Annotated in this window: 21 protein-coding genes and 1 pseudogene; 6 read left to right on the top strand and 16 right to left on the bottom strand. The window is 38.6% G+C overall.

Features of this window, described 5'->3' with window-relative positions; genetic code table 11:
- Window positions 1-344: 344 nt before the first annotated feature.
- From J8281_RS06735 to J8281_RS06725, 3 genes are all read right to left on the bottom strand, one after another.
- The gene (locus J8281_RS06735; protein ID WP_210196829.1) at window positions 345-677 is read right to left on the bottom strand and encodes a response regulator transcription factor; all 333 of its coding nucleotides are present in this window, start codon (window positions 675-677) and stop codon (window positions 345-347) included.
- A 47-nt stretch (window positions 678-724) separates the two neighbouring features.
- The gene (locus tag J8281_RS06730; protein WP_210196828.1) at window positions 725-2,218 is read right to left on the bottom strand and encodes a DJ-1/PfpI family protein; all 1,494 of its coding nucleotides are present in this window, start codon (window positions 2,216-2,218) and stop codon (window positions 725-727) included.
- A 94-nt stretch (window positions 2,219-2,312) separates the two neighbouring features.
- Complete coding sequence (locus J8281_RS06725; RefSeq protein ID WP_210196827.1) at window positions 2,313-2,684, bottom strand: hypothetical protein; 372 nt, start codon at window positions 2,682-2,684, stop codon at window positions 2,313-2,315.
- Between the two features lie 181 nt (window positions 2,685-2,865).
- Here J8281_RS06725 and J8281_RS06720 point away from each other — a divergent pair, with 181 nt between their 5' ends.
- Entirely contained in the window at window positions 2,866-3,159 is a 294-nt protein-coding gene (locus J8281_RS06720) for a hypothetical protein (RefSeq protein WP_210196826.1), read from the top strand.
- Window positions 3,160-3,352: 193 nt separating this feature from the next.
- Here the strand turns inward: J8281_RS06720 and J8281_RS06715 are convergent, their stop codons facing one another.
- Window positions 3,353-3,841 carry an XdhC family protein gene (locus J8281_RS06715; protein ID WP_210196825.1) on the bottom strand — a complete coding sequence of 163 codons (489 nt, stop codon included), beginning with the start codon at window positions 3,839-3,841 and terminating at the stop codon, window positions 3,353-3,355.
- A gap of 10 nt (window positions 3,842-3,851) precedes the next feature.
- Here J8281_RS06715 and J8281_RS06710 point away from each other — a divergent pair, with 10 nt between their 5' ends.
- Window positions 3,852-4,082: a hypothetical protein gene (locus J8281_RS06710; protein WP_210196824.1), complete on the top strand. Its 231-nt coding sequence runs from the start codon at window positions 3,852-3,854 to the stop codon at window positions 4,080-4,082.
- Between the two features lie 330 nt (window positions 4,083-4,412).
- Here J8281_RS06710 and J8281_RS06705 read toward each other — a convergent pair whose 3' ends face one another.
- Window positions 4,413-5,249 carry a DUF932 domain-containing protein gene (locus J8281_RS06705; RefSeq protein WP_210196823.1) on the bottom strand — a complete coding sequence of 279 codons (837 nt, stop codon included), beginning with the start codon at window positions 5,247-5,249 and terminating at the stop codon, window positions 4,413-4,415.
- Between the two features lie 414 nt (window positions 5,250-5,663).
- On the opposite strand from J8281_RS06705, the gene J8281_RS06700 reads away from it, so the two are divergent.
- The 3 genes from J8281_RS06700 (at window position 5,664) to J8281_RS06690 (ending at window position 7,332) form a co-directional block, all read left to right on the top strand.
- The gene (locus J8281_RS06700) at window positions 5,664-6,260 is read left to right on the top strand and encodes a Crp/Fnr family transcriptional regulator (RefSeq protein WP_210196822.1); all 597 of its coding nucleotides are present in this window, start codon (window positions 5,664-5,666) and stop codon (window positions 6,258-6,260) included.
- Window positions 6,261-6,331: 71 nt separating this feature from the next.
- Window positions 6,332-6,868 (top strand): SRPBCC domain-containing protein, encoded by a 537-nt coding sequence (locus J8281_RS06695; RefSeq protein WP_210196821.1) that lies wholly within the window; start codon window positions 6,332-6,334, stop codon window positions 6,866-6,868.
- On the top strand, window positions 6,865-7,332 hold the full coding sequence (locus J8281_RS06690) for a YdeI/OmpD-associated family protein (protein ID WP_210196820.1): 468 nt from the start codon (window positions 6,865-6,867) through the stop codon (window positions 7,330-7,332). The genes J8281_RS06695 and J8281_RS06690 overlap by 4 nt, the downstream gene beginning before the upstream one ends.
- Before the next feature lie 96 nt (window positions 7,333-7,428).
- Here the strand turns inward: J8281_RS06690 and J8281_RS06685 are convergent, their stop codons facing one another.
- A complete protein-coding gene (locus J8281_RS06685) occupies window positions 7,429-9,213 on the bottom strand; it encodes a ParB/RepB/Spo0J family partition protein (protein WP_210196819.1) in 1,785 nt (594 codons plus the stop codon).
- A gap of 667 nt (window positions 9,214-9,880) precedes the next feature.
- Here J8281_RS06685 and J8281_RS06680 point away from each other — a divergent pair.
- Complete coding sequence (locus tag J8281_RS06680) at window positions 9,881-11,095, top strand: site-specific integrase (protein WP_210196818.1); 1,215 nt, start codon at window positions 9,881-9,883, stop codon at window positions 11,093-11,095.
- A gap of 48 nt (window positions 11,096-11,143) precedes the next feature.
- On the opposite strand, the gene J8281_RS06675 is transcribed toward J8281_RS06680, so the two are convergent.
- The 10 genes and pseudogenes from J8281_RS06675 to J8281_RS06630 form a co-directional block, all read right to left on the bottom strand.
- Entirely contained in the window at window positions 11,144-11,656 is a 513-nt protein-coding gene (locus tag J8281_RS06675; RefSeq protein ID WP_210196817.1) for a nucleoside-triphosphatase, read from the bottom strand.
- On the bottom strand, window positions 11,649-12,680 hold the full coding sequence (locus J8281_RS06670; RefSeq protein ID WP_210196816.1) for a hypothetical protein: 1,032 nt from the start codon (window positions 12,678-12,680) through the stop codon (window positions 11,649-11,651). The genes J8281_RS06675 and J8281_RS06670 overlap by 8 nt, the downstream gene beginning before the upstream one ends.
- Window positions 12,680-14,662 carry a TonB-dependent siderophore receptor gene (locus J8281_RS06665; protein ID WP_210196815.1) on the bottom strand — a complete coding sequence of 661 codons (1,983 nt, stop codon included), beginning with the start codon at window positions 14,660-14,662 and terminating at the stop codon, window positions 12,680-12,682. Before J8281_RS06665 ends, J8281_RS06670 begins: the two co-directional genes overlap by 1 nt.
- An 18-nt stretch (window positions 14,663-14,680) precedes the next feature.
- A complete protein-coding gene (locus tag J8281_RS06660) occupies window positions 14,681-15,295 on the bottom strand; it encodes an NTP transferase domain-containing protein (protein ID WP_210196814.1) in 615 nt (204 codons plus the stop codon).
- Window positions 15,288-16,511, bottom strand: a complete 1,224-nt coding sequence (locus J8281_RS19635; protein ID WP_246849014.1) for an XdhC family protein — start codon at window positions 16,509-16,511, stop codon at window positions 15,288-15,290. The genes J8281_RS06660 and J8281_RS19635 overlap by 8 nt, the downstream gene beginning before the upstream one ends.
- Window positions 16,471-16,884: a (2Fe-2S)-binding protein gene (locus J8281_RS06650; protein ID WP_246849004.1), complete on the bottom strand. Its 414-nt coding sequence runs from the start codon at window positions 16,882-16,884 to the stop codon at window positions 16,471-16,473. Before J8281_RS06650 ends, J8281_RS19635 begins: the two co-directional genes overlap by 41 nt.
- A 12-nt stretch (window positions 16,885-16,896) precedes the next feature.
- Window positions 16,897-16,983: pseudogene (locus tag J8281_RS19950) on the bottom strand (twin-arginine translocation signal domain-containing protein); the annotation flags it as partial.
- 321 nt (window positions 16,984-17,304) lie between these two features.
- A complete protein-coding gene (locus tag J8281_RS19815) occupies window positions 17,305-18,039 on the bottom strand; it encodes an NAD(P)/FAD-dependent oxidoreductase (protein ID WP_210196813.1) in 735 nt (244 codons plus the stop codon).
- Window positions 17,987-18,919, bottom strand: coding sequence for a cyclic nucleotide-binding domain-containing protein (locus J8281_RS19810; protein ID WP_210196812.1), 933 nt, complete (start codon window positions 18,917-18,919; stop codon window positions 17,987-17,989). The genes J8281_RS19815 and J8281_RS19810 overlap by 53 nt, the downstream gene beginning before the upstream one ends.
- A 292-nt stretch (window positions 18,920-19,211) precedes the next feature.
- Window positions 19,212-19,841, bottom strand: coding sequence for an NADPH-dependent F420 reductase (locus J8281_RS06630; RefSeq protein WP_210196811.1), 630 nt, complete (start codon window positions 19,839-19,841; stop codon window positions 19,212-19,214).
- Window positions 19,842-19,851 lie beyond the last annotated feature (10 nt).

Genomic DNA, 19,851 nt, shown 5'->3' with positions numbered 1-19,851 from the left:
CAACCTTACTTGCAATCTTAATAATATATTTGATGAACGTTATTTTGTGGGCGGTCTTGATGCCGGACGTGTATTTCCTGGCATACCCAGAAATGTTTTATTAACCATAGGTTATTCTTTTTAAAGATCAGTAAGTAAAAACAGGCCAAATGACTTTAAAAAATAAGCGAAACTCTTTTTATCTCACTGCTTTTTATAATGAGGATTATAATTTTGATAGCATTTATTTATTTTTTGAATGAATTATTGGCACTAGATAGAGATCTTCAAAATTATAGAATGATAGATTGAATCTACCAAGGAAAAAAGAACTAAAAAGATCGTAGAACCCTTTGTGAAATTGTCTATTTTTTTGATACAAAGTCAACTAGTTCCTTCTTATTTTTTACGTCATACGACTTATAAATTTTATTTACGTGAGATTTTACAGTTGATATTTCAATATTTAACTCGTCTGCAATTTCCTTTTGTGATTTCTTCTGCAGGATTTGTTCGAGTACTTCTTTTTCTCTGTCCGACAACAAGCCAGTTGGTTTAGTAGTATCTTGATGCAAACTTTTTGCTTTGTTAAGCTCTATTTTGTACCAAATTGTTAGCGCTACTATTACTAAAACAGCAATGATGATTACAGCAATGATTAAGGTTAGCGGGTATATTTCTTCAACTTCTACTTCCATTTTATGTTGTAATGATTTTTTCTTGTAGTAACGGTTCGATATGGTCGTTAATTGCTTTTTGGGAGGTACAAAATACTTCCTTTAGGAATTACAACGGCATCCACGTGTCCCGATGTTCTTTTATCCTTCGTCATAAAATGTAGATGCGTTCGTTTACCAGAATGCGTAAGTTTTCCTACTCTTGCTTCATCTACCCAGAAGCCTATTATTTTTACGGGTTCGTTTTCCAACGTAAATTTTTGCTTTGCTTTTTGATGTTCCTTTTTGTTATGGGGTTTATTATCTGTTTTAAAAATTATATGGTACTCCATTGAAGGAACTGTTGTTTCGATCCTAAACGGATAGGCTTTTGAAACTTCCATTCCGTTTTCAATCAAAGAATTTTCGATATAACTTTCTATATCATTAAGACCGTTAAGTTGCTTAGTAGTTGCAATTTCATTCCAGTCTTTTTGATTTGCTTGTAATAAGAATATCGCTTCAGTACGGGTATCTTCTGAAACAGATGGCTTGCCACTAACCACAGTTGAGATTGAAATTGTATCATTGTAGACCGTAATCTCGCCTTGTAGTCCTTTCACAGGGCCAATGGCGTAGTTATACTTTCGCGAAAGCGTTGTGTCTAGTTTTAAAATACCGCTTAAATCATTACCGTTAATTATGGCTTGCCTATTCCCATAGCTTTTAACCTTGTTGTTTGGGATACTGTCTTGCTCGGCTTCCATTTCCTTAAAAACTGGGTCAGCCATTGAAGCATACATTGTTTGCATAAAATGTAAAACTTCTGGTTTGGTTTTTTCTACACTTCCACCTTCAATAGGTGGTTCTGGGTCGTATTCCATATCTAGCATTACAGCCTGTGTATAATCTTCACCTGTTAATTCGGTCATAATAGCCAAAGACATATCCGTACCGGCGGTAACGCCTGCAGATGTCCAGTATTTTCCATCTTGCGTATAACGTTCGCCTGTAAAAATAGCACCATTCTCAGCAAGGATTTCTTCTGCTCTAAACCAATTACCAGTAGCTTTTTTGCCGTTCAGCAACCCTGTTTTTCCTAAAATCCAACCGCCTGTACACACACTTGTAGTATATTGGGTTGTTTTGTCGATGTCTCGTATCCATTGCAATAATTCTTCATTATACACATTCTTGATCGTTTCTTTAAAACCACCAGGTATAACAAGAATATCTAAATTATTTACGTTATCAATCGTAGTATCGGGTACAAATTCTAAACCCATCACAGTTTTTACATTTCCGGGTTTTAGGGCTATAGTCATCACATTGGTCCCCATTATGTTTTTAAAAACATAGCGTGGGCCAAGGGCGTCGAGATCATTAACACCATCATAAACTAGTACACCAACTTTTTTTACATTGTGCTCTTTGATTTTTACGAGCTTCATTGCTTCGTCGTGGGTCATATTTTCTGTTTCAGGTGCAGAAACTTCGTTTATTGGGTTCACTTTTTCTTCATTTTTGGTTTGGCAAGTACTCAAACCTATGAGCGCAACCCATACTATTATCAATTGTTTCATTTATAATTTTTATTCAAGAAAATCCATATTAGTTAATACAATACCTCGGTAGCTCTATCTAATTAAAACTGCCTATTTAAATTAGTATGAAGTATCATGCGCATGGTGGGTGAAAGATTTCCCAATACTTTAAGTGAGAATAGTGACTTAAAATCAAAGGGAACGACTTCTTAGAGCGTAGAATACGCTTTGAATTGATTTCGATTTCACGAAAACTAAAGAATGCAAACTCAAATTTACTATGAATGAGTTGCGGCAGTTCCTGTTCCTGTTCTGACTGCTGTTCTTGCAATTGATGCATTAAGTAGCACTTACCATTACAACTTAATTTAGGCTTTTCTTTATTGACACAAAGTATCTCTTTGATATATTCATTATTTACTAAAAAGTCTACCCATACCGAAATGTTTACAGCAGTTTGAAGGTGTAATGTCATTAATAATAGTATGGTAATAAATCGTTGCAAATTAAAATTTTTACAAAGTTAAAAATGTTACATCGGTAAAACTAAAATTCAGTACAAAGGTTAGCGATTTTTTATAAGACAAATCAATTAAAATTAGTTGTTATGGTTACGCTCTGGGATAGTTCTTTCAGCACTTTCATTTGATTGAAATACAGTTATATGTGCATTTATTAAGAATAGAATGATTGAAGAATATAGTACATCAGTATGTAAAGAGAAGTGTACCGATAGATCTGTAAACAAGGCTAACTTATTCCGTAATGGATACGAAGACTTTTTTTGTTTGCTCATCGAAGATGTTTCTGCGTACGCAACCATTCCTGCGCCACCTTCAAAAGAAAAAGGTCACCCCATCATGTATGTAACTAATGGCACGTTTTATGTCGACCATGAAATATTGAAAGCTATTTATAATGAGAAACTGGCAATAAAGACTAAATTTTATTTGTTCAAAACAAGTGTTTCCCAACACTAGGATGTTTATGAACTGTCCCTATATTTGAATGGGTATTGTCAAGAATGGTAAATGGCACTTTGATCTGGAAGATAGTGATACTGTACTTTGTTTATATGGTTTACCAGAAGAACACAAATATCATGTATTAAATATCACGCCGTTACCCGATCAGTAGCTCCACAACTATATTATATTCTTTTATAATAAAGGTTTATTCATTGCTTAACACCGGAGTCTTTAAATTCTTAGTAATTGACATTCCTTTCTTTGAATTAAAAAATGCTTGAATCTCTGAAATAATGGATAGCGCAACCTCAGCGGGTAATTTGCCACCTATATCTAAACCTACTGGCCCAAATACGACCTCATCAAACCAAAGTGGTGGTTCCAAATTGAGCTCCAATAAATCGTTGATGAGACTGTTTCTCCGGTTAGCAGGACCCAAAAGCCCCACATCCCTTAAGTCTTTTAGTTTTATAAGCTGAACTAAAAATGCCAGATCCCGACTGTAACTATGACTCATTAGCAACACAGCTGCATTTTTATCAATCTGTATGGTTTGCAGTAATTGTGCTGGAATACAATTGATGACTCTGATACCTTCAAGAGCTAAACCGATGATAGGATTTTGTAGATGCGATACCATAGTTACATCATAACCTACCATCAATGCCATTTCAGCTAGTCGATAAGCGTCCATTTCAGCACATTTGGATAAAGAAGTCAATTTTATCAGTTTGAAACCTGATGATTTTGAGAAGCAGCTAATTTCCGCTTTTGGTAAATTGAGTGCCAAAGAGATTTCCAATTTGTATCGATACGTAGAAAGAGAAAACGAAAATTTGGTGAGTAAACCTTTTTCAAAAACACAAGAATTACTTAATGTTAAACCGTCAACAGTACAAGAATGGGTTAAATCTGTTACTTGGTCGGTTTCTTGAAATAATAGCTAGCTTGTTGTATCCGAAATAAATATGACCTTGTTCCTTTTTCTAACATGTTAGAAAGTAACTTTCTTAGTAAATTATAAAGTGGACTTAATTTCCAATTTCAGCTTAGGAGTGTAGTGTTACTTTTCAGTTTAGCGGGAAGAGTTAACTGAATGAAAAGCTAAAATTCGGGATGATGTCTAAGACCTTTGTAGTGAAGCTTTTTTCCTCGAATGTAGCTTTACACGAAATGTAGCGAAATGTGCTGAGCGGTATTAGGGACCGAAAGTTCCTATCGCAGCAAAAAATCCAGTTTAAGGTACTGGATAAACCCTTTTTAATCTATGCCAAGGCATAGACTTCATTGAACAGTTTTTTATCCAACCGTTCCTGTTGGCCAAAACTCTTTTTCAAGACATTGTGCAATACTGAATTAAAAGCGTTGTAGCCCAACCATAGGTTCGGTTCCTCATCGAGCAATAGGGCTTCGTAATTAAGGATTTCCAGAACTTCCCGGGACTTCTTTGATGGGTTACTGTTCTTATCGCTACATTCATAACGGAACAATTCTGTTCTGTCCAGAATAGCTTTCACGAACTCTTTGGTGTCGATGATTTTAAATTCCTTCATCTTGTCGAATTTCCTTGTGATAGTGTAGAACTCATTGTCCAAGAACTTGTCGAACAGATTGTTCAACCTCGGCATTATCAGGTCTGTATTGTTCTTACTGTGTTTGATGGAAAACTCAATTTCAGCTTGCGAAACGTGCAAGCCATTGGAACATACTTTTCTGTAAAACCCAAAGTGGCCTGAGGTCTTTTCACTACCGTCATACGAGTTCTTGAACCGTAGCATCGGTAATATCAAGTCCTTATTGTTCTTAACCGTAAACTGGCTTGTATCATCGATGATAAAGTCGGTTATGAACGACCTATCATTCTTGTTGATGGTTCGTTTATGGAAGTTCAGTTGTGCATCGGTCAGCATTTCTTCAGCCTTTTTGAAGAACAGTTGATTCGGAATATGGCCGTAGCTGTTCGAGACCACATTTACGATTTTGCCATTTGAGATTACGGCATTTTCAAGCCCTCGTCGGGATTCCATCTGAGTCAGACTTTTTAAGGATTTCATTTCTGATGGAACAAAGATTTCATCCTGTTGCAAATTTTGTAAATACATAGCTTTTGAATTTTAGATTAAATATTTTGTAATAACAGAGCGTAATATTCTGGATGCTTTTCTCTGTAATAAGCCAAGTGGCTTTCAGCGCTTTCGATGTCGTAATTTTCACGGCTCGATTGGTAGTGGTCTTCCACTTCTTGTAATGTGATTGTGGAATTACTGGATACTCGTTTCATTATGTTAAAATTTTAGTTAAACAATATTTGAGCATTCCCCAAACGGAAGCTAAAATCACAGCTCAAAAGGAAACGGAATAAATGAGAAGAGGAACGAGCGCAACGGCTTTATGCCGTAGTCTTTTGATGGGTGTATTTTACGGGTTTACCTTTGCGCCAACTATTGATTGATATATACTTTACTCTTGGACCCAACTTCACCTTCCAAATTGTTAATGAGCCAATTTTAACTATATTGAGCAACGAAACCACGCATTCCAAAAGCACTTTGAGCAAACTAAAAACAGAAATAAAAAGACTATCCAATGGCACAGATACTGAGGTAGAAGAGATTCTTGATGCCCTGACTTTGACCGTTCTTGACAAAGGCGATTTTATCTTGAAACAAGGGCACATTTGTAACCAATATTTTTTTGTTGAAAGTGGCTCGGTAAGGTTGTATTACTGGAAAAACGACAAGGATTATACGGTTTGGTTGGGTACGGAAGGCCAGATTTTTACCGAGCTGGACAGCTACTTGAATCAGACGCCGGCCTTGGTGTCAATCGAAAGTATGGAAGCTTCGCTCGTTTACCGAATCACAAAGGAAAAAAGTGATGAACTGGCCAAGAAATCGGTTGCTTACAATACATTGCTCAGAAGAACTGTGGAAGAGGCTTTTGCCAATATGTCCAGGAACATCATTTCATTTCAGAGTGATGATGCCACCGAGCGTTATCGCCGAATCGAAAAGGAAAAGAACTGGCTGTCAAAATACCCTCTTAAATACATCTCAAGTTTTATTGGCGTTACGCAGAGTTCCCTTAGTAGGGTCAGGGCCAGAAAAGACTGATTTTTTGCCCTATGGCAAAAAATTAAAAATTACTTCCATCTAATTTTGTCAAAAATTAAATTGACGAAATTATGGTGACAACACTATTAATTGGAATAGGAACTGGTCTACTTACTGCACTTCTCGTTCTTTTCTTCAAATTGCCTAAGAAGATTCAATACATCGAAGAAACTCTCATTGACGCTCAAATCAGTAAGGTTTACGATGCTATTCGATATCAAGAACAGCTGATGAAATGGTCTGCTTGGCCAAGCGAGACCAATTCGCAATGTGCCGTAAAAAATGTCGATGGACAAGTAGGTGCACAAACGGTCTATCTAAACAAGGGCAAACAATTCGGATACCAAGAAGTAACCGAGCTCATTAAAAATGAAAAGGTAAGTTTCTATCTTGAGAGCAAGGCACCATTTGAGCAGGATACCCGACTACATTTCTATTTGAAAGAAATTAATAGTAACAAAACCAACGTTTTGTTATATTTCGATAACACGCTAAAAAGACCAAGTCACTTGTTTCCTCATCTATTCGGAATTATAGATTGGACACATAGAATGCACTTGAAAGATTTAGCAGGCCTAAAAGCATTTGCAGAGCAAAAACAGGAATGAAAGTATATAAAGGACGACAAACCATTAAACAATTAGAAAAGCGGAAAGGTGGGTACTACTATCTAAAGATTGATTCAGAGCTTGTTGAGAAGCTGACCAATAAACGTTCGACGCGATTGGTCTGTCATTTAGAAGATGAGATTTCCTATCGCTGTGGTCTCAACCATTTGGGCGATGGTAACTTTTTTATCATCGTGTCAGGCAAGTATCTGGAAAAATTAAATAAAGAACTAGGGGATAGTATCAAGTATTTCATTGAAGAAGACCCCGACCAATTAGGCGTTGAGATGCCCGAGGTGCTCTCGGTTTTCCTTAACCAAGAACCAGAATACAAAGCGATATTCGATTCCATAACTGACGGAAAAAAGCGAAGTTTGATTTACAAGATTATCAAGGTCAAGGATATTGACCTTCAGGTGCGTCACATAATTGTTTTTTTGGATGAACAACGTATTAAAAAGTGAAAATTCCTTTGTTGTTGAAAGCTAATTGATTTCGTGTTTGAATTAAAAAAAAGAAGAGCCAGCACGAATGCTGACCCTTCCTTCCAACAACAAAAGCTACTCGTTGAGTTCCTGAATTTTCTTTTCAAGAACTGTGATGCGCTCTTTCAAACGTGCTTCACGTTTAGCGCTTTTTTCTTCGTATTTTTTCTCAATGCTGGCGATTTCGGATTTGTAGTATCCCTGCATCGCATTGTAGAATGAAATGTTCGTAAGATTATTGACGTGATTGCTTTCGCCAAAATGGACTTGTCTCGTAAGTATGTAGCGAATCAGTCTATGGAAGATTTCCTTTTTGAAATGCTTCCTAAAATGTTCAACAACTTCCACATCTGTCATCTTTGAAGTCCCTACCAAAAATTTGAAAAAGTGCTTTTGCCTACCTACATAATCAACGTTGTTCTCAAATAGTGATATCGAGAACGCTACCATTTCATCTGTTGAAAGCGTTTTCTTCGTATTGATGTATTCAGTCTCACGTATCATCTGAACAACTTCTTCGAACTGTTTGTTGTTCTCGATGTGCTTCTTACGGATTTCTCGTTCGTTGATTTTGAGAATCTGTTCTTGCGGTGTACAGTCTGCCATTTTTCTGTTGGTCAATGGCTCTGAATATTCACTAAATTTACTTTGTGATTCTTCAATTATCTTGACAAAGACTTCTTTGTTTTGATAAGTCTCGGGATGAAATACGATACCTCTCACAAATCCATTTTGCTCTGCAGAATTAAACTTTTCCAGCTCTTCATTGAAGCTCTGTATTGCTTTTTCTAATTCTGCCTTCAGTTCATCCTCGGAATAATCGTAATGTTGGTACTCTTTCTTGATGGCTTCAATTGTCGGGTTAATCGGATTTTCGATGATTTCGATATCATCCAGCAGATAGACCTTCAAGCCGTTATTTTTCAACTGTGAAATGATGAGCTGATTGTTTTCGTCATCTGCCCAATATTGTCGTATTTCAGGAATAAGTAGAACATTCTCTTTCTTGGCTTTTTCAATCAAGTTCAAAAACGACTTGTTTTTCTTAGTTTCATAACAAGTTGATTTTGTGCAGACCATTTTACCCTCACCAAACAGATTACCTTGATTGGCGGCATTAGACGGACATTCTATACAAGACCCGGCTTTCGGTACCAATTTCTTATCGGTCACATCAAAAGATGCTTTTGCCAAGTCGTAGGTCTGGTCCTTAATCATCCTGTTAATTTGATGAGCGTTGAAATCCTCGCCCATCGTTTCCAACATCATTTGCTGTTCCTCTGGTGTAAAAAGTGCAACACCAACACCCAGCGAAATTGTCATTTCTCCACTGCGAACAAAGTGCTTAAAGCCATCTATTAAACCTGCCAACTTCAGGCGTTGTCTGATAAAATTATCAGTTCTGCCCAGTCGCTTTGCAATTTCAGCCGGTGCATAGCTCTCGCTTAGGTAAGCTATTGATTCAGCTTCCTCGGTTGGCTCAACATCCTGTCGTTGCAGGTTTTCGATAATCTGAACTTCCAAAATTTCATTGTTCTCATAATCCCTTACAATGCACGGGATAGTTGTTTTATTCGCCATTTTGCTTGCGCGAAATCTTCTTTCGCCCATAACGATGATGAAACCTTTTCCAGATTTCCGTACTGTTATCGGTTGCAGTACACCGTGTTGCTCGATACTTTCGGAAAGTTGTTCCAAATGTTTTTCGTCAAAGGTCTTTCGAGGCTGTTCTGGGTCCGCCTTAATTTTGCCGATGGGAAGGTTCTGTATTTCCAGCTTTGCCGGATTCCCGTTTACTTTAGAAGTTCCAGCAGCCTTCGCTTTACTTCTTCTCTTTGTGGTACTTACTTTTGTTGTCATAACACTCAAATTTTTGATTAAACAATATTTGAGCAGGAACCAAACGGAAGATAAAATCTTCGCTCAAAAGGAAACGGAATAAGTGAGTAGGGGCAGAAGCGATGGCTTTATGCCGTAGTCTTTTGATGGAAGTATTTTACGAGTTTAACTTGCGGGAATATTGTATGATAAAACTCTTAATTATTACTTCAGCTCTTCAAAAATTATGATATGAAAAAATAAATAATAAAGCTTGAAGCTAAATGACATCAAATTACGAGGAATTAAATTTCAAGACAGAAAAGTCCAAAATGTTGTACCTATGTTGTACCCAAACAAAAAAACCTCTCATTTCTGAGAGGTTTTATGACTGCAATTTTGCAGTTGAAAAAGTGCGGGCGGAGAGACTCGAACTCTCACACCTCGCGGCACCAGATCCTAAGTCTTGCATATCTTGCACCAATAAAACACAAATTAATTTAAAATCAATTAGTTAAGTGTTTTGTCATTTTTTATAAAGTCGTTTAATATCAGTTGATTTCAACATTTGTTGTACCTATGTTGTACCCAAAAAGCCTAGTAAATTTGTATCTTTAGGGTTAGCTTAAGGTAGATAACATCTCTAAAAACCGGATGTTGTACCTATGTTGTTCCTGATTTGACTTTCGCAATTAAAATCAGGTAAATTATGTCCGCAAGTGCGCAAATTGTTCTACGAAAAAAGAGAAATTCCAAAGGTTTATATCCGTTAGCAATTCGGATAACCAAAAACCGTCGCTCCACCTTTAAGCATATAGGTCATACCATTGACCTTGAAGATTGGGACGATAAAAACCTAAAGGTCAAAAAATCAAATCCGGATGCTGACAATCTAAACAATCTTCTGGCTTCAAAATTATCAGAAGTACGAAAGGGTCTGATGAATCTTCAAAGTGAAAACACCGATTTTTCTGCTGGCCAAATAAAAAGGAATATCTATAAACCAGCTTCAAGTTTGACTTTATCCGATTACACTAGTGAACATTTAGAAAACCTAAAAGCTGAAAAAAAGATAAATCGTCTCACAACGGATACTGCTCTTACAACTTATATATGGGCATTTCATAAGACTAAAAACATACGGTTTCAGGATATTACTGAGCGCTGGCTCAAAAAATTCAAGACATATCTTCAGGGAAAAAGAGAATTATCGGAAACATCCGCACTTAACGTGATGGTCTTAATTCGATTACTATATAACCGTGCTATTTCAGATAAAGTAGTAAGTAAAGATTTATATCCTTTTGGCAAAGGTGGTTTTCAAATCAAATTTCCTGAGACCCATAAGATTGGTCTGAACAAAAAAGAGATAATCTTATATGAAACTATCGAGAAAATCACGGAAGTAGAAAGGCACTCTCTCAACGTTTGGCTCTACAGTTTTTACTTCGCCGGTATGCGTGTTTCTGATGTGCTCTTTACAAGATGGTCAATGATATATGACAGTAGGTTACACTATAGAATGAGCAAGAACGGCAAATTAGTTTCAATTAAAATACCTGTCAAAGTACTTGCGATTTTAAAACAGTATGAGAATGACAAAAAAAATAAAGATGACTTTGTATTTCCTGAAATGAAAAAGGCAGACTTTGCAAATCCGAAGGATGTGTATAATAAGATAAAAGTAGCTACTAGTAAATTCAACAAACACCTTAAAAGCCTAACCAAAAAAGCTGGAATACATAAAAAAGTGACGATGCACATCGCCCGTCATTCATTCGGGAACATCGCGGGCGACAGCATACATCCATTGATGCTTCAAAAACTATATCGGCATAGTGACTTAAAAACCACCATTAATTATCAAGCTAATTTTATTCACAAGGAAGCTGATGATGCTTTAGAAACAGTAATAAACTTCTAATTCTAAGTGAATTTTTTCTGTATCAGATATACTTTATTTATGAGTGTATCAGTACATCAGGCTTTTCACAATACAAAAATTTGTAAGAGCGTATTTATAAATGACCAAATCCAATAATTCTTGACGCACGACCAACAACAGATTTCCACTTAATTCTCTTCTCTTGTATTTTGAAATCAATTCACAAACTTCAGGGGCAAAGCCCTTATCATTGAGTTCCAACTTTCCTATTTCGTCGACGACAAACCATTGGTGTGCAACATACTCAGCTTCTTTAATACGATTCTTTGCCTGGTCGAACGCATCTTGATAAAACTCAAATTTACCTACCGAAAGCGTGCTCTTTCTTGAAACTCGGTTAATCGCTTTTACTCCTACTTCAAACGGAATTAGGCGGTTGTCATCTAAAAAACGTAGATGCCTTAATCCGTTGATATCAGGCGTCGCAAAACCACCTATTTCGCTTCTGTTTTTTGACCACTCCAGCAATTCCGTAGTTTTTCCGGTCCGAATCGGGCGTGAAAAAATCACGATATTGTTTTTGCTTCCGACCTTATCCATTTTTGTGAAATAAAGCATAGCCTACCGTTCGCACTACGATTTCATTTAATCTACTAAAACCTTTCATTTCCTTAGTTTCGTGAAAGGCCGTTTTCGCGTAAGCGGAAAAATAAGGTAACAAGACCAGTGCTTCATTGATTTCGTTTTGAAATCTTGACGTACCCTTGGCCGACCATCTTTTGATTTTCGACATAAGGAAGGGTGCAATGATGTAAAACCAAATTAGAAATACCACAAATATCCTCACCGCTAAGCCAACTGACCGTTCAACAATTTTATCTCCAGATTCATACATCAAAACAAAGGTTATCAGGCCGACCGCAATCAGTAAGACCATGATAAGGGGTCGCTTATACCACGCTTTTCTTTTTTTGGCCCGGTTGCCTAGAATAGTTTCTTGCTTTACCATAGGTACATCACTATGTCGTATTGCGCGTAATTTTGCTGGAAGATGAGCAGAGATAAGGCCATACACCAGTCCGAAAACCAGATGTACCAATACATACATCCCGACAAGCCAATAGGAAAAATTGTTTGATGCTGTGGTGAAACCCAGTTGTAGTAAAACGAAGTCGTAAAAGCCGTCAAGTGCTTCCCAAATGGTATTCCCGAAAAGAATGGTGAGGACAAAAATCTTTTGGACTGCAGAGGTGAGCAGTGCCAACACACTCAATAAGAAGGCGGCAATTTTGAAATTCTTAAGGAAGAAAAACAAAAAAATGCCCATAAAACCCTGTAAGGCAACCGCAAAATAGGCAGGCAATGGGCTTTGAGGACTTACCAATCCTTTCAACGCCAATACAATTAACAAAGCCTTAAATATATCTTTTTGGGGTTTGCTGCTGGTCTTGGCTATTAAAGCAATGACAATACTTGCAAAACCCGCAAGTAAGAGACCTGAAAAAGGAAGTTTGAACAAATGAATAATTCCGCCGAGTACAACTTCATTTAATGCCCAAAGGGTTGTTAGGCGCAAAAAAATGACATTTCTGTCTAATCCCGTTATGTCCACTATTTTCGTCATTATAAAAGGTGATAAGATAGATTTACAAAAAAGTTTCTTCCTTGTTCTGGAAAGCCTTCAAAAAGGGCATAATCAGTATCAAAAACATTGTTACAACCCAGTTGAAACGACCAATTCTTACTTGGTTGGACATTTGTTACCAAGTTTACCACGGAAAATTCATCAGTTGCATTACCATCACTGGTGCTAAAACGAGATGAATTGTATTCATAAAATCCCGAAATTTCCAACCACTTCAGTATTTGACTTTGTGCAATCGCTGTGACTTGGTGTTCAGGAACGTTAACAAATCGGATGTCAGGATTGCTGATGTTTTTTTGGTCGATGTATGCATAATTTGCTGAAATACCAAACTTCTCGTTTTTCGTGAAAGTGATACCCATTTCGCCACCAAGGTACCTGGCTTCCCCCACGTTTTGAAGCTGAAATAAATCATCCTGAACATTGTCTACCTGCTGAATGATATCGTCAATGCTCGTGTAGTATAGATTTAATTGTACATCGATGTACTTTTTGATTTCCCTTGCTTGAAGGCCGATTTCATAATGCGTTGCGGTCTCAGCTTCCAGTTCCAGATTGGGCAATGCCCGTCCCAATCGATAGGAATAGCGGTCTTTCAAAGTAGCAAAGCGGGTCTTTCTGGCGATAGAAGCTGTGGAAGCCACTTTATCGTTGAAGTTATATCGAAATGCAGTTTGCACGTTCCACGCATTATTATCATTATCTGGGAATCGGGAAATAGCATTGGTACTGGCATCAAAATCCTCTGCAATTATGCTATTTCTAAAATTATAGGATACCCCAGGAATTAGAAGCATCTTATTTGAAATAGCGATTTCATCTTCCAAGGCAAAGGAAAGAGTATAGTCAGTCATTTCCCGTTGCGGTTCACCCAGATTATTTTCGCGATGTGTGTCTCTTTTATAATAGGCAGCAGCTTGTAATGTATGGTTTTTTAGCTTTGAGCCAAACACGGCATTACCACCGAAGGTATTGTCATCAAAAAAACTTTGAAAAGCAAATGGTAGGGTTTGTTCATCATAGTTTTCATCATCATAACTAAAAAGTGCGTTTTCAAATGTATCGTAGTATGCCCGGAAATTAATTTCGGTTTTTGGACTCAATCGTGTTTTTGCCACGACAAACAAACTTTCTTTATCCCAGTAAGGCCATTGCCAATAACGCACCCTGATGTGGGGGTCTTCACCTGTGTAGGGTGGATTTCCTTTTTCGCCATCCTGTCTTACGTAGCCAACGGCTATTTCAGTATTATCATTAGGCACATAACCAACTTTTGCACTTATTTTAAGGTCTTGACTGAAGGCATTTTCGCGTTGTTCACCATCTTCTGTATCTACAGCATCAAAATCTTCTGAAAGTGGAAAATCATTGCGCTCTAAATAATTGAAGCCTGCCTGATAGTACCATTTATCAAATTTACTACCAAGATTTACAGACAAACGGCGGCCTTCACCACTGAACCATCCTGTTTTTACAGAAGCTTCCAATTTCTCCACTGGTTTACGAGAAACCAAATTAATCGCGCCACCAAGTGTATTCGGTCCATATAGTATAGAGGAATATCCTTTTTCTACCGTAATCTGGGATAAGTCAGCCGTAGTGAATCGAGCGAGGTCAACTTGACCATCAAATGGGACATAAACAGGAACACCATCAATAAATACAGGTACTTGTCTTAGGTCAAAACCCCTCACGTATACTACCGCTTCATTTCGCGGACCAATATTTGCCAAGTTGACACCTGGTACCAGACCAATAGCTCTTGAACTTTCAGTGATGTTGAACCGCTCTATTTTTTCAATGGAAACGGTATTTACACTGCTATCTCTTTTTTTAGCTTGAACGACTACTTCACCCAATTCAAATACTTTGACCTTGGAAGGTTTGGGAATGGTATCCTCCTGTGCGATAAGATGTAGTTGAATGGATAGAAAAAAAATAAAGAATATAGTAGTTCTCATAATTTAAGTTGGGTTGATTTATTTGTTTAAAAGGTTTAGGTAATCTTCTTTAGTATCTATATCAATTGTATCGAAATCTGGTACAATCGTATGACAATCCAATGTATTCTTGGATAATAAGCTTTTAGCACCAATATCATCATTTAGCTTTCTGAGTTCCGGAAATAAACGGTGACTGAATGCCGCAGGCACACCACGGCCAAACCGATGAGAAGTTGCTACCGCGTCAGGATGGTCGTTGTGCAGATCTTCAAAAGGTTGAATTAATTTTTTTAAATGCCCAACAGTTAGGAGCGGCTGGTCAGACAGTACAACGAGCAACGTTTTTATTTCTTTGAAATGCCTGTTCATGAAATGTGTACCGCAGGCGATGGAACTTCCCATACCGTTGCGCCATTTTCTATTATGAATCGGAATGAGAACTTCACTCTTTGACTTACATTCCATATAAATCTCAGGGTAAGCACCTGTAACAACAACCAACTTGCCAACTTGCAACGCACAAACTTTGTCCAAAATGGTGCCTATAACGGTAGAATTTCCAAAAGGCAATAGTTGCTTGACACTAACCATACGCGAGGAAGCACCAGCTGCCAATACCAAAACCCCTATATGTGACAAGGGGTTATTCATTGTTTAATACAGCACTCTTCGAAATTTTCATGAAGGACATTCCCTCACGGGAATTAAACACAGCCTGAATTTCTGAAATGATGGATAGTGCAACCTCTGCTGGCAATTCGCCACCTATATCCAAACCGGCAGGTCCAAAAACTATATCTTCAAACCAAAAAGGTGGTTCAAAAGAAAGTTCCAATAAATCGTTGATGAGACTGTTCCTGCGATTGGCAGGACCCAATAGCCCCAAATACCTCAAGCCCTTAAGTTTTATAAGTTGAACCAAAAAAGCCAAGTCTCGACTATAACTGTGGCTCATTAATACTACGGCTGCGTTCTCATCAATGTTTGTGGTTTTCAACAGCTGTTCTGGAATACAGTTGATGACCCTTATACCTTCAAGAGCTAAACCAATGATAGGATTTTGAATATGGGAAACCATGGTTACATCATATCCTACCATTAATGCCATTTCAGCCAGTCGATGAGCGTCTACTTCACCTCCAAAAACAAAAAGTTGTTTTCTTGGTTTTACTTGGCGTAAAAATTTGTTTATATCCTCATTGAGGTTTGATTGGGAATTAAGGAAAGAAGAAACACAAGTTTCTGTTTCTTTTGACAAACCCACCCAATGTTGGTCGTTAAAATTGAATACGGAACCTTTTGCGTTCTCAGCATACATGGAAAATATCTTGAAAGATTCACGCTTTTGAAAGGCTTGAAAGTAATACTCCCAAAAAACTGCATCATTGGAAATTGTAAACGGTTCTAATAATATATAGATTGTACCATTACAGCCCAATTGATAGCGGCCGTCGTATTCTATTAATACAGGTTTCTTATCCTTAAATACATTAAAGGATTGACGCCTGACCTCTTTCTCTATACAACCACCACTTACACCGCCTTCAGTCTTGCCACCTTCTGATATAAGCATAGCGGCACCAGCTTTACGATACGACGAACCTTCTGTTCTAATAATAGTGGCCAGTACTTTAGGTTCTTTCCACATATAAGCTTTATGTAATACACGGTCTATTTCTCTCATAGGCTTTTTTTTAAATCTGAAATAAGTGATGAAAGCCATATTATGCTGGTTCTCATCGGCATTTGCAAAATGATTTCCTTTGATGAGTCCTGAATCACAACGGCAGATATTCCCACTCATATATTCCTTGATTTCTTCGGTACTACCCATATGCCCCTCTTTGATGCAAGCGACTGCAGACATGATTTGTCCCGAAGTACAGTAAGCCACATTGAAAGGCATCGTTCTCTACAAAGACCTGTTGTACGGGATGCAATTCGTCGCCATTGGCAAGCCCTTCGATAGTGGTGATTTTGTCATTTTGGTGCCGCATGGCCAAGGTTAGGCATGATAATCGCCGCTCTCCGTTAATGTGAATGGTACAGGCTCCGCAATGACCGGCATCACAACCTCTCTTGGTACCCGTCATATTCAGTCGGTAGCGAAGTGTATCTAGCAAACTGGCACGTGGGTCGATTTTAAGTTTGACCAACTTATCATTGATATTCAGTTGCACATCGACCGCATTCGGAATTTCAAATCCTTTTTCAGTTTTTGCTTTAGTCTCGTCTGACATTCCCAAAAGGGGCAACGCAGCTACGGAGGCACCCGCCGTACCGGTTAATTGAATGAAATTTCTGCGGGTAAACCCTTTCTTTTTGTGGTTATCACTCATAAGCGTCGTGTTTTTGAAGGAAGGCGCCAGCCCGTTTTGGAGTACACCTTTTTTGATACCCTAAAACTATAAGGAGTCTACAAACTTCACATAACACTTATTGGAACATGAGTGATACTTTTTCGCTTCTAATGTTTATTAATTAGTGTAATGATTTAACACGAATCAGGTATGAGAGATTTTAGTTTTTGTGCTGGCACATTAAATTCAACCCCATCTCCTTCAACCAGAGATAAACCAACTATAAAGTGAATCTACTTTAGATTCATAGCTTACAAATGAAGCAAATGCAACATGACTTTTTTAGGAGGTCAAATAGAATTAAGCTCGTTGTGCGAAATACTGATGGATGTAGCTCACCACCACCGAACCTTCACCTACTGCAGAGGCTACCCTTTTTATGGAATTACATCGAATATCACCCACGGCATATACGCCCGGCAACCAAGTTTCATAAGGTGATGCTTTATCAATCTGCAATCCTGTTTTAATGAAGCCTTTTTCATCCAGCTCTAAAGTACCTTGAAGCCATTTGGAGTTGGGAACTGCACCGATCATGATAAAAAGAGCAGTAGTGTCGATGGTTAGTTTTTCCTCCTTCTTATTGTTGCGCAATACCAGCTTCTCAAGGGTATTGGTACCGTGCACACTTTCGATTTCAGTATCGGTAATCAGGGTGATGCGCTTATCGTTGATGATCCTAGTGGATAAATAGGAAGACATGGTTTCGCTTAATCCTGATTTTCTGACCACAATATAGGTGTGATGACCGTGTCTGGACAAGAACATTGCCGCCTGCCCGGCGGAATTGCCTCCCCCCATAATGACGACATTCTGCCCGGCACAATACCGGGCTTCCAATCGGGTGACGGAATAGTAAATGCCGTTACCTTCAAATTGCTCAATGCCCTCGACAGGTAATCTCCGGTAGGTGATACCGTTGGCCAAGACTATAGTCGATGCACATACTTTGGCATCATCATCTAAATAAGCCTCATAGTGGTTATTTTGTCTGGTAATGCGTAACCCTTCTGGGAACGGCGAGCTTTGCCCCAAATTTTAGGGCTTGTATCTCGCCATTATAGGCTAAATCTGCACCGGATATGCCTTTTGGAAAACCGAAATAATTTTCAATTTTAGAGGAAGAGCCAGCCTGGCCGCCATTGGCCGTATCTTCAACAGTAAGCACCGAAAGGCCTTCGGAAGCGGCATAAATTGCAGCAGCAAGTCCGGCAGGGCCTGCACCGACCACCATGATATCAAAAACCGCATTACTGTCTATCGACAGGTCAAAGTTCAAGGCCTTGGCGATATCAGATTTAGTCGGATTGCACAGAATTTGGGTCTTGCCCACGACCGCAACGACCGCCGCATCTGGAATATCACACTTCGTACGCAGCGCAGCTTCTTCTTTTGGATCCGTAAGAAAGTTATGTGGAATGTGGTTTCGGTCTAAAAAAGAAACGATCTGACGCATTTTTTTGGTGTTCTCATCGCCTAAAAGTACAATGCCTCCCTCTCCCCATTCCAACAGCAGTTTTCGTCTTGCCGCAAAAGCAGTAACCACTAGTTCGCCAAATTCCGGCACATTTTGAAAAAGGTCTAAAAACGTGTTACGGTTTACGGTAAGCAGCTCTGTTTCTTCGCCTGCGACTGCAGCTAAGAAAGCGCCTTGACCCATCAGCATGCTTATTTCGCCAACGAACCTATGCTGTTTAAGGGAAATAACCACCTTGTCATCCATTCTATCAACGACATTGATACACCCCTTTTTTATGAAAACAAAATCATAAAGATGTGAACCTATCTCAAACAAGACTTCTCCCGGCTTCAAGGTTTTGGTTGTACCGTTTGCTTCCAACAAAGGCAAAAAGAAATTTGGCAGGTCTGGCCAGGCCTCTTGGTGTAAATCTACTTTATCTTCTGAGGTTCTCATGATAAGTAAAACGTATAATAATCAGTCATAAGACCGTTTGCTGCGCATAATTTTTTACTAAGGACGATGAATCCACTGGTAGAGATACCGATTGATTGCCGGAATAGCTACAAACACCATAATACCTACAATGCCCATTGAGGTAATCACGGCATGACAGGGCGCATCCATTTGTGGCAAAAAGTAAGTAGAGTAACCAGTTAACGGATAATATCAAAGGAAAGACACAGCACGAGATAGCAATAAACATTTTCCATTTGATGGGTTTTTTTTGAAGGTACCGGTAGCCATATTAATGCTGCTTATATTTTTTGACATCGCCTTTAGTGAGCAGGCCACCGTACAGTGCTTGGTCAGGTTCCACCAATTTGGTATCGGCAAGGCTACCCACTAAAAAAGGGACAAAACCAATTTGCTCAATGAGATGACGGGTTACCTGTCTAGACTCCTCACCATCGGCAGCGAACGGGATTATTTTGTCGCCATTTTCCGGTGTAAAAGCATCATTTTTTAACTGGTGGGCCGGTATAGTGTTGAACGCTTTGCTGACCATGGCACCGGCAAAGTATTTGGCTACCCATTGCGTTTCTCGATAGCCCTCGACCTGCATTTGCTTTTTCATTTGCAGGCCATCGCGCTGCACGTAATAGTTGGTAGCATCGATAAGTATTTTGTTATGAAGTTCACCTACGACTTGGTGCACATCCAAAAGCATACCATAGGGAGTTGCCAATAAGATGACCTCCCCGAAATCAGCTGCTTCTTCTACCGTGCTAGCAGATAATTTATCCGGCTGATGAGCTACTAGGGACTGAAGATTTTCTGGATGTCGAGAACTAAACTTGACCTCATGACCTACTTTGGCCCAATGTTGACCCAAAGTGCCGCCAATATTTCCTGAACCGATGATTCCTATTTTCATGATTACTTAT

The organism is Aquimarina sp. U1-2, assembly GCF_017897595.1.
Taxonomy (GTDB): Bacteria; Bacteroidota; Bacteroidia; order Flavobacteriales; family Flavobacteriaceae; genus Aquimarina.
The sequence above is the reverse complement of the archived record's forward strand: the minus strand, read 5'-3'. Positions and strand labels throughout refer to the sequence as shown.

Bases quoted from the DNA above. Each gene is read 5' to 3' on its own strand.
- J8281_RS06735 (WP_210196829.1), bottom strand. From the start codon at position 677: ATGGAAGTAGAAGTTGAAGAAATATACCCGCTAACCTTAATCATTGCT.
- J8281_RS06730 (WP_210196828.1), bottom strand. From the start codon at position 2,218: ATGAAACAATTGATAATAGTATGGGTTGCGCTCATAGGTTTGAGTACT.
- J8281_RS06720 (WP_210196826.1), top strand. From the start codon at position 2,866: ATGATTGAAGAATATAGTACATCAGTATGTAAAGAGAAGTGTACCGAT.
- J8281_RS06715 (WP_210196825.1), bottom strand. From the start codon at position 3,841: ATGGACGCTTATCGACTAGCTGAAATGGCATTGATGGTAGGTTATGAT.
- J8281_RS06705 (WP_210196823.1), bottom strand. From the start codon at position 5,249: ATGTATTTACAAAATTTGCAACAGGATGAAATCTTTGTTCCATCAGAA.
- J8281_RS06695 (WP_210196821.1), top strand. From the start codon at position 6,332: ATGGTGACAACACTATTAATTGGAATAGGAACTGGTCTACTTACTGCA.
- J8281_RS06690 (WP_210196820.1), top strand. From the start codon at position 6,865: ATGAAAGTATATAAAGGACGACAAACCATTAAACAATTAGAAAAGCGG.
- J8281_RS06685 (WP_210196819.1), bottom strand. From the start codon at position 9,213: ATGACAACAAAAGTAAGTACCACAAAGAGAAGAAGTAAAGCGAAGGCT.
- J8281_RS06680 (WP_210196818.1), top strand. From the start codon at position 9,881: ATGTCCGCAAGTGCGCAAATTGTTCTACGAAAAAAGAGAAATTCCAAA.
- J8281_RS06675 (WP_210196817.1), bottom strand. From the start codon at position 11,656: ATGGATAAGGTCGGAAGCAAAAACAATATCGTGATTTTTTCACGCCCG.
- J8281_RS06670 (WP_210196816.1), bottom strand. From the start codon at position 12,680: ATGACGAAAATAGTGGACATAACGGGATTAGACAGAAATGTCATTTTT.
- J8281_RS06665 (WP_210196815.1), bottom strand. From the start codon at position 14,662: ATGAGAACTACTATATTCTTTATTTTTTTTCTATCCATTCAACTACAT.
- J8281_RS06660 (WP_210196814.1), bottom strand. From the start codon at position 15,295: ATGAATAACCCCTTGTCACATATAGGGGTTTTGGTATTGGCAGCTGGT.
- J8281_RS19635 (WP_246849014.1), bottom strand. From the start codon at position 16,511: ATGTCTGCAGTCGCTTGCATCAAAGAGGGGCATATGGGTAGTACCGAA.
- J8281_RS06650 (WP_246849004.1), bottom strand. From the start codon at position 16,884: ATGTCAGACGAGACTAAAGCAAAAACTGAAAAAGGATTTGAAATTCCG.
- J8281_RS19810 (WP_210196812.1), bottom strand. From the start codon at position 18,919: ATGAGAACCTCAGAAGATAAAGTAGATTTACACCAAGAGGCCTGGCCA.
- J8281_RS06630 (WP_210196811.1), bottom strand. From the start codon at position 19,841: ATGAAAATAGGAATCATCGGTTCAGGAAATATTGGCGGCACTTTGGGT.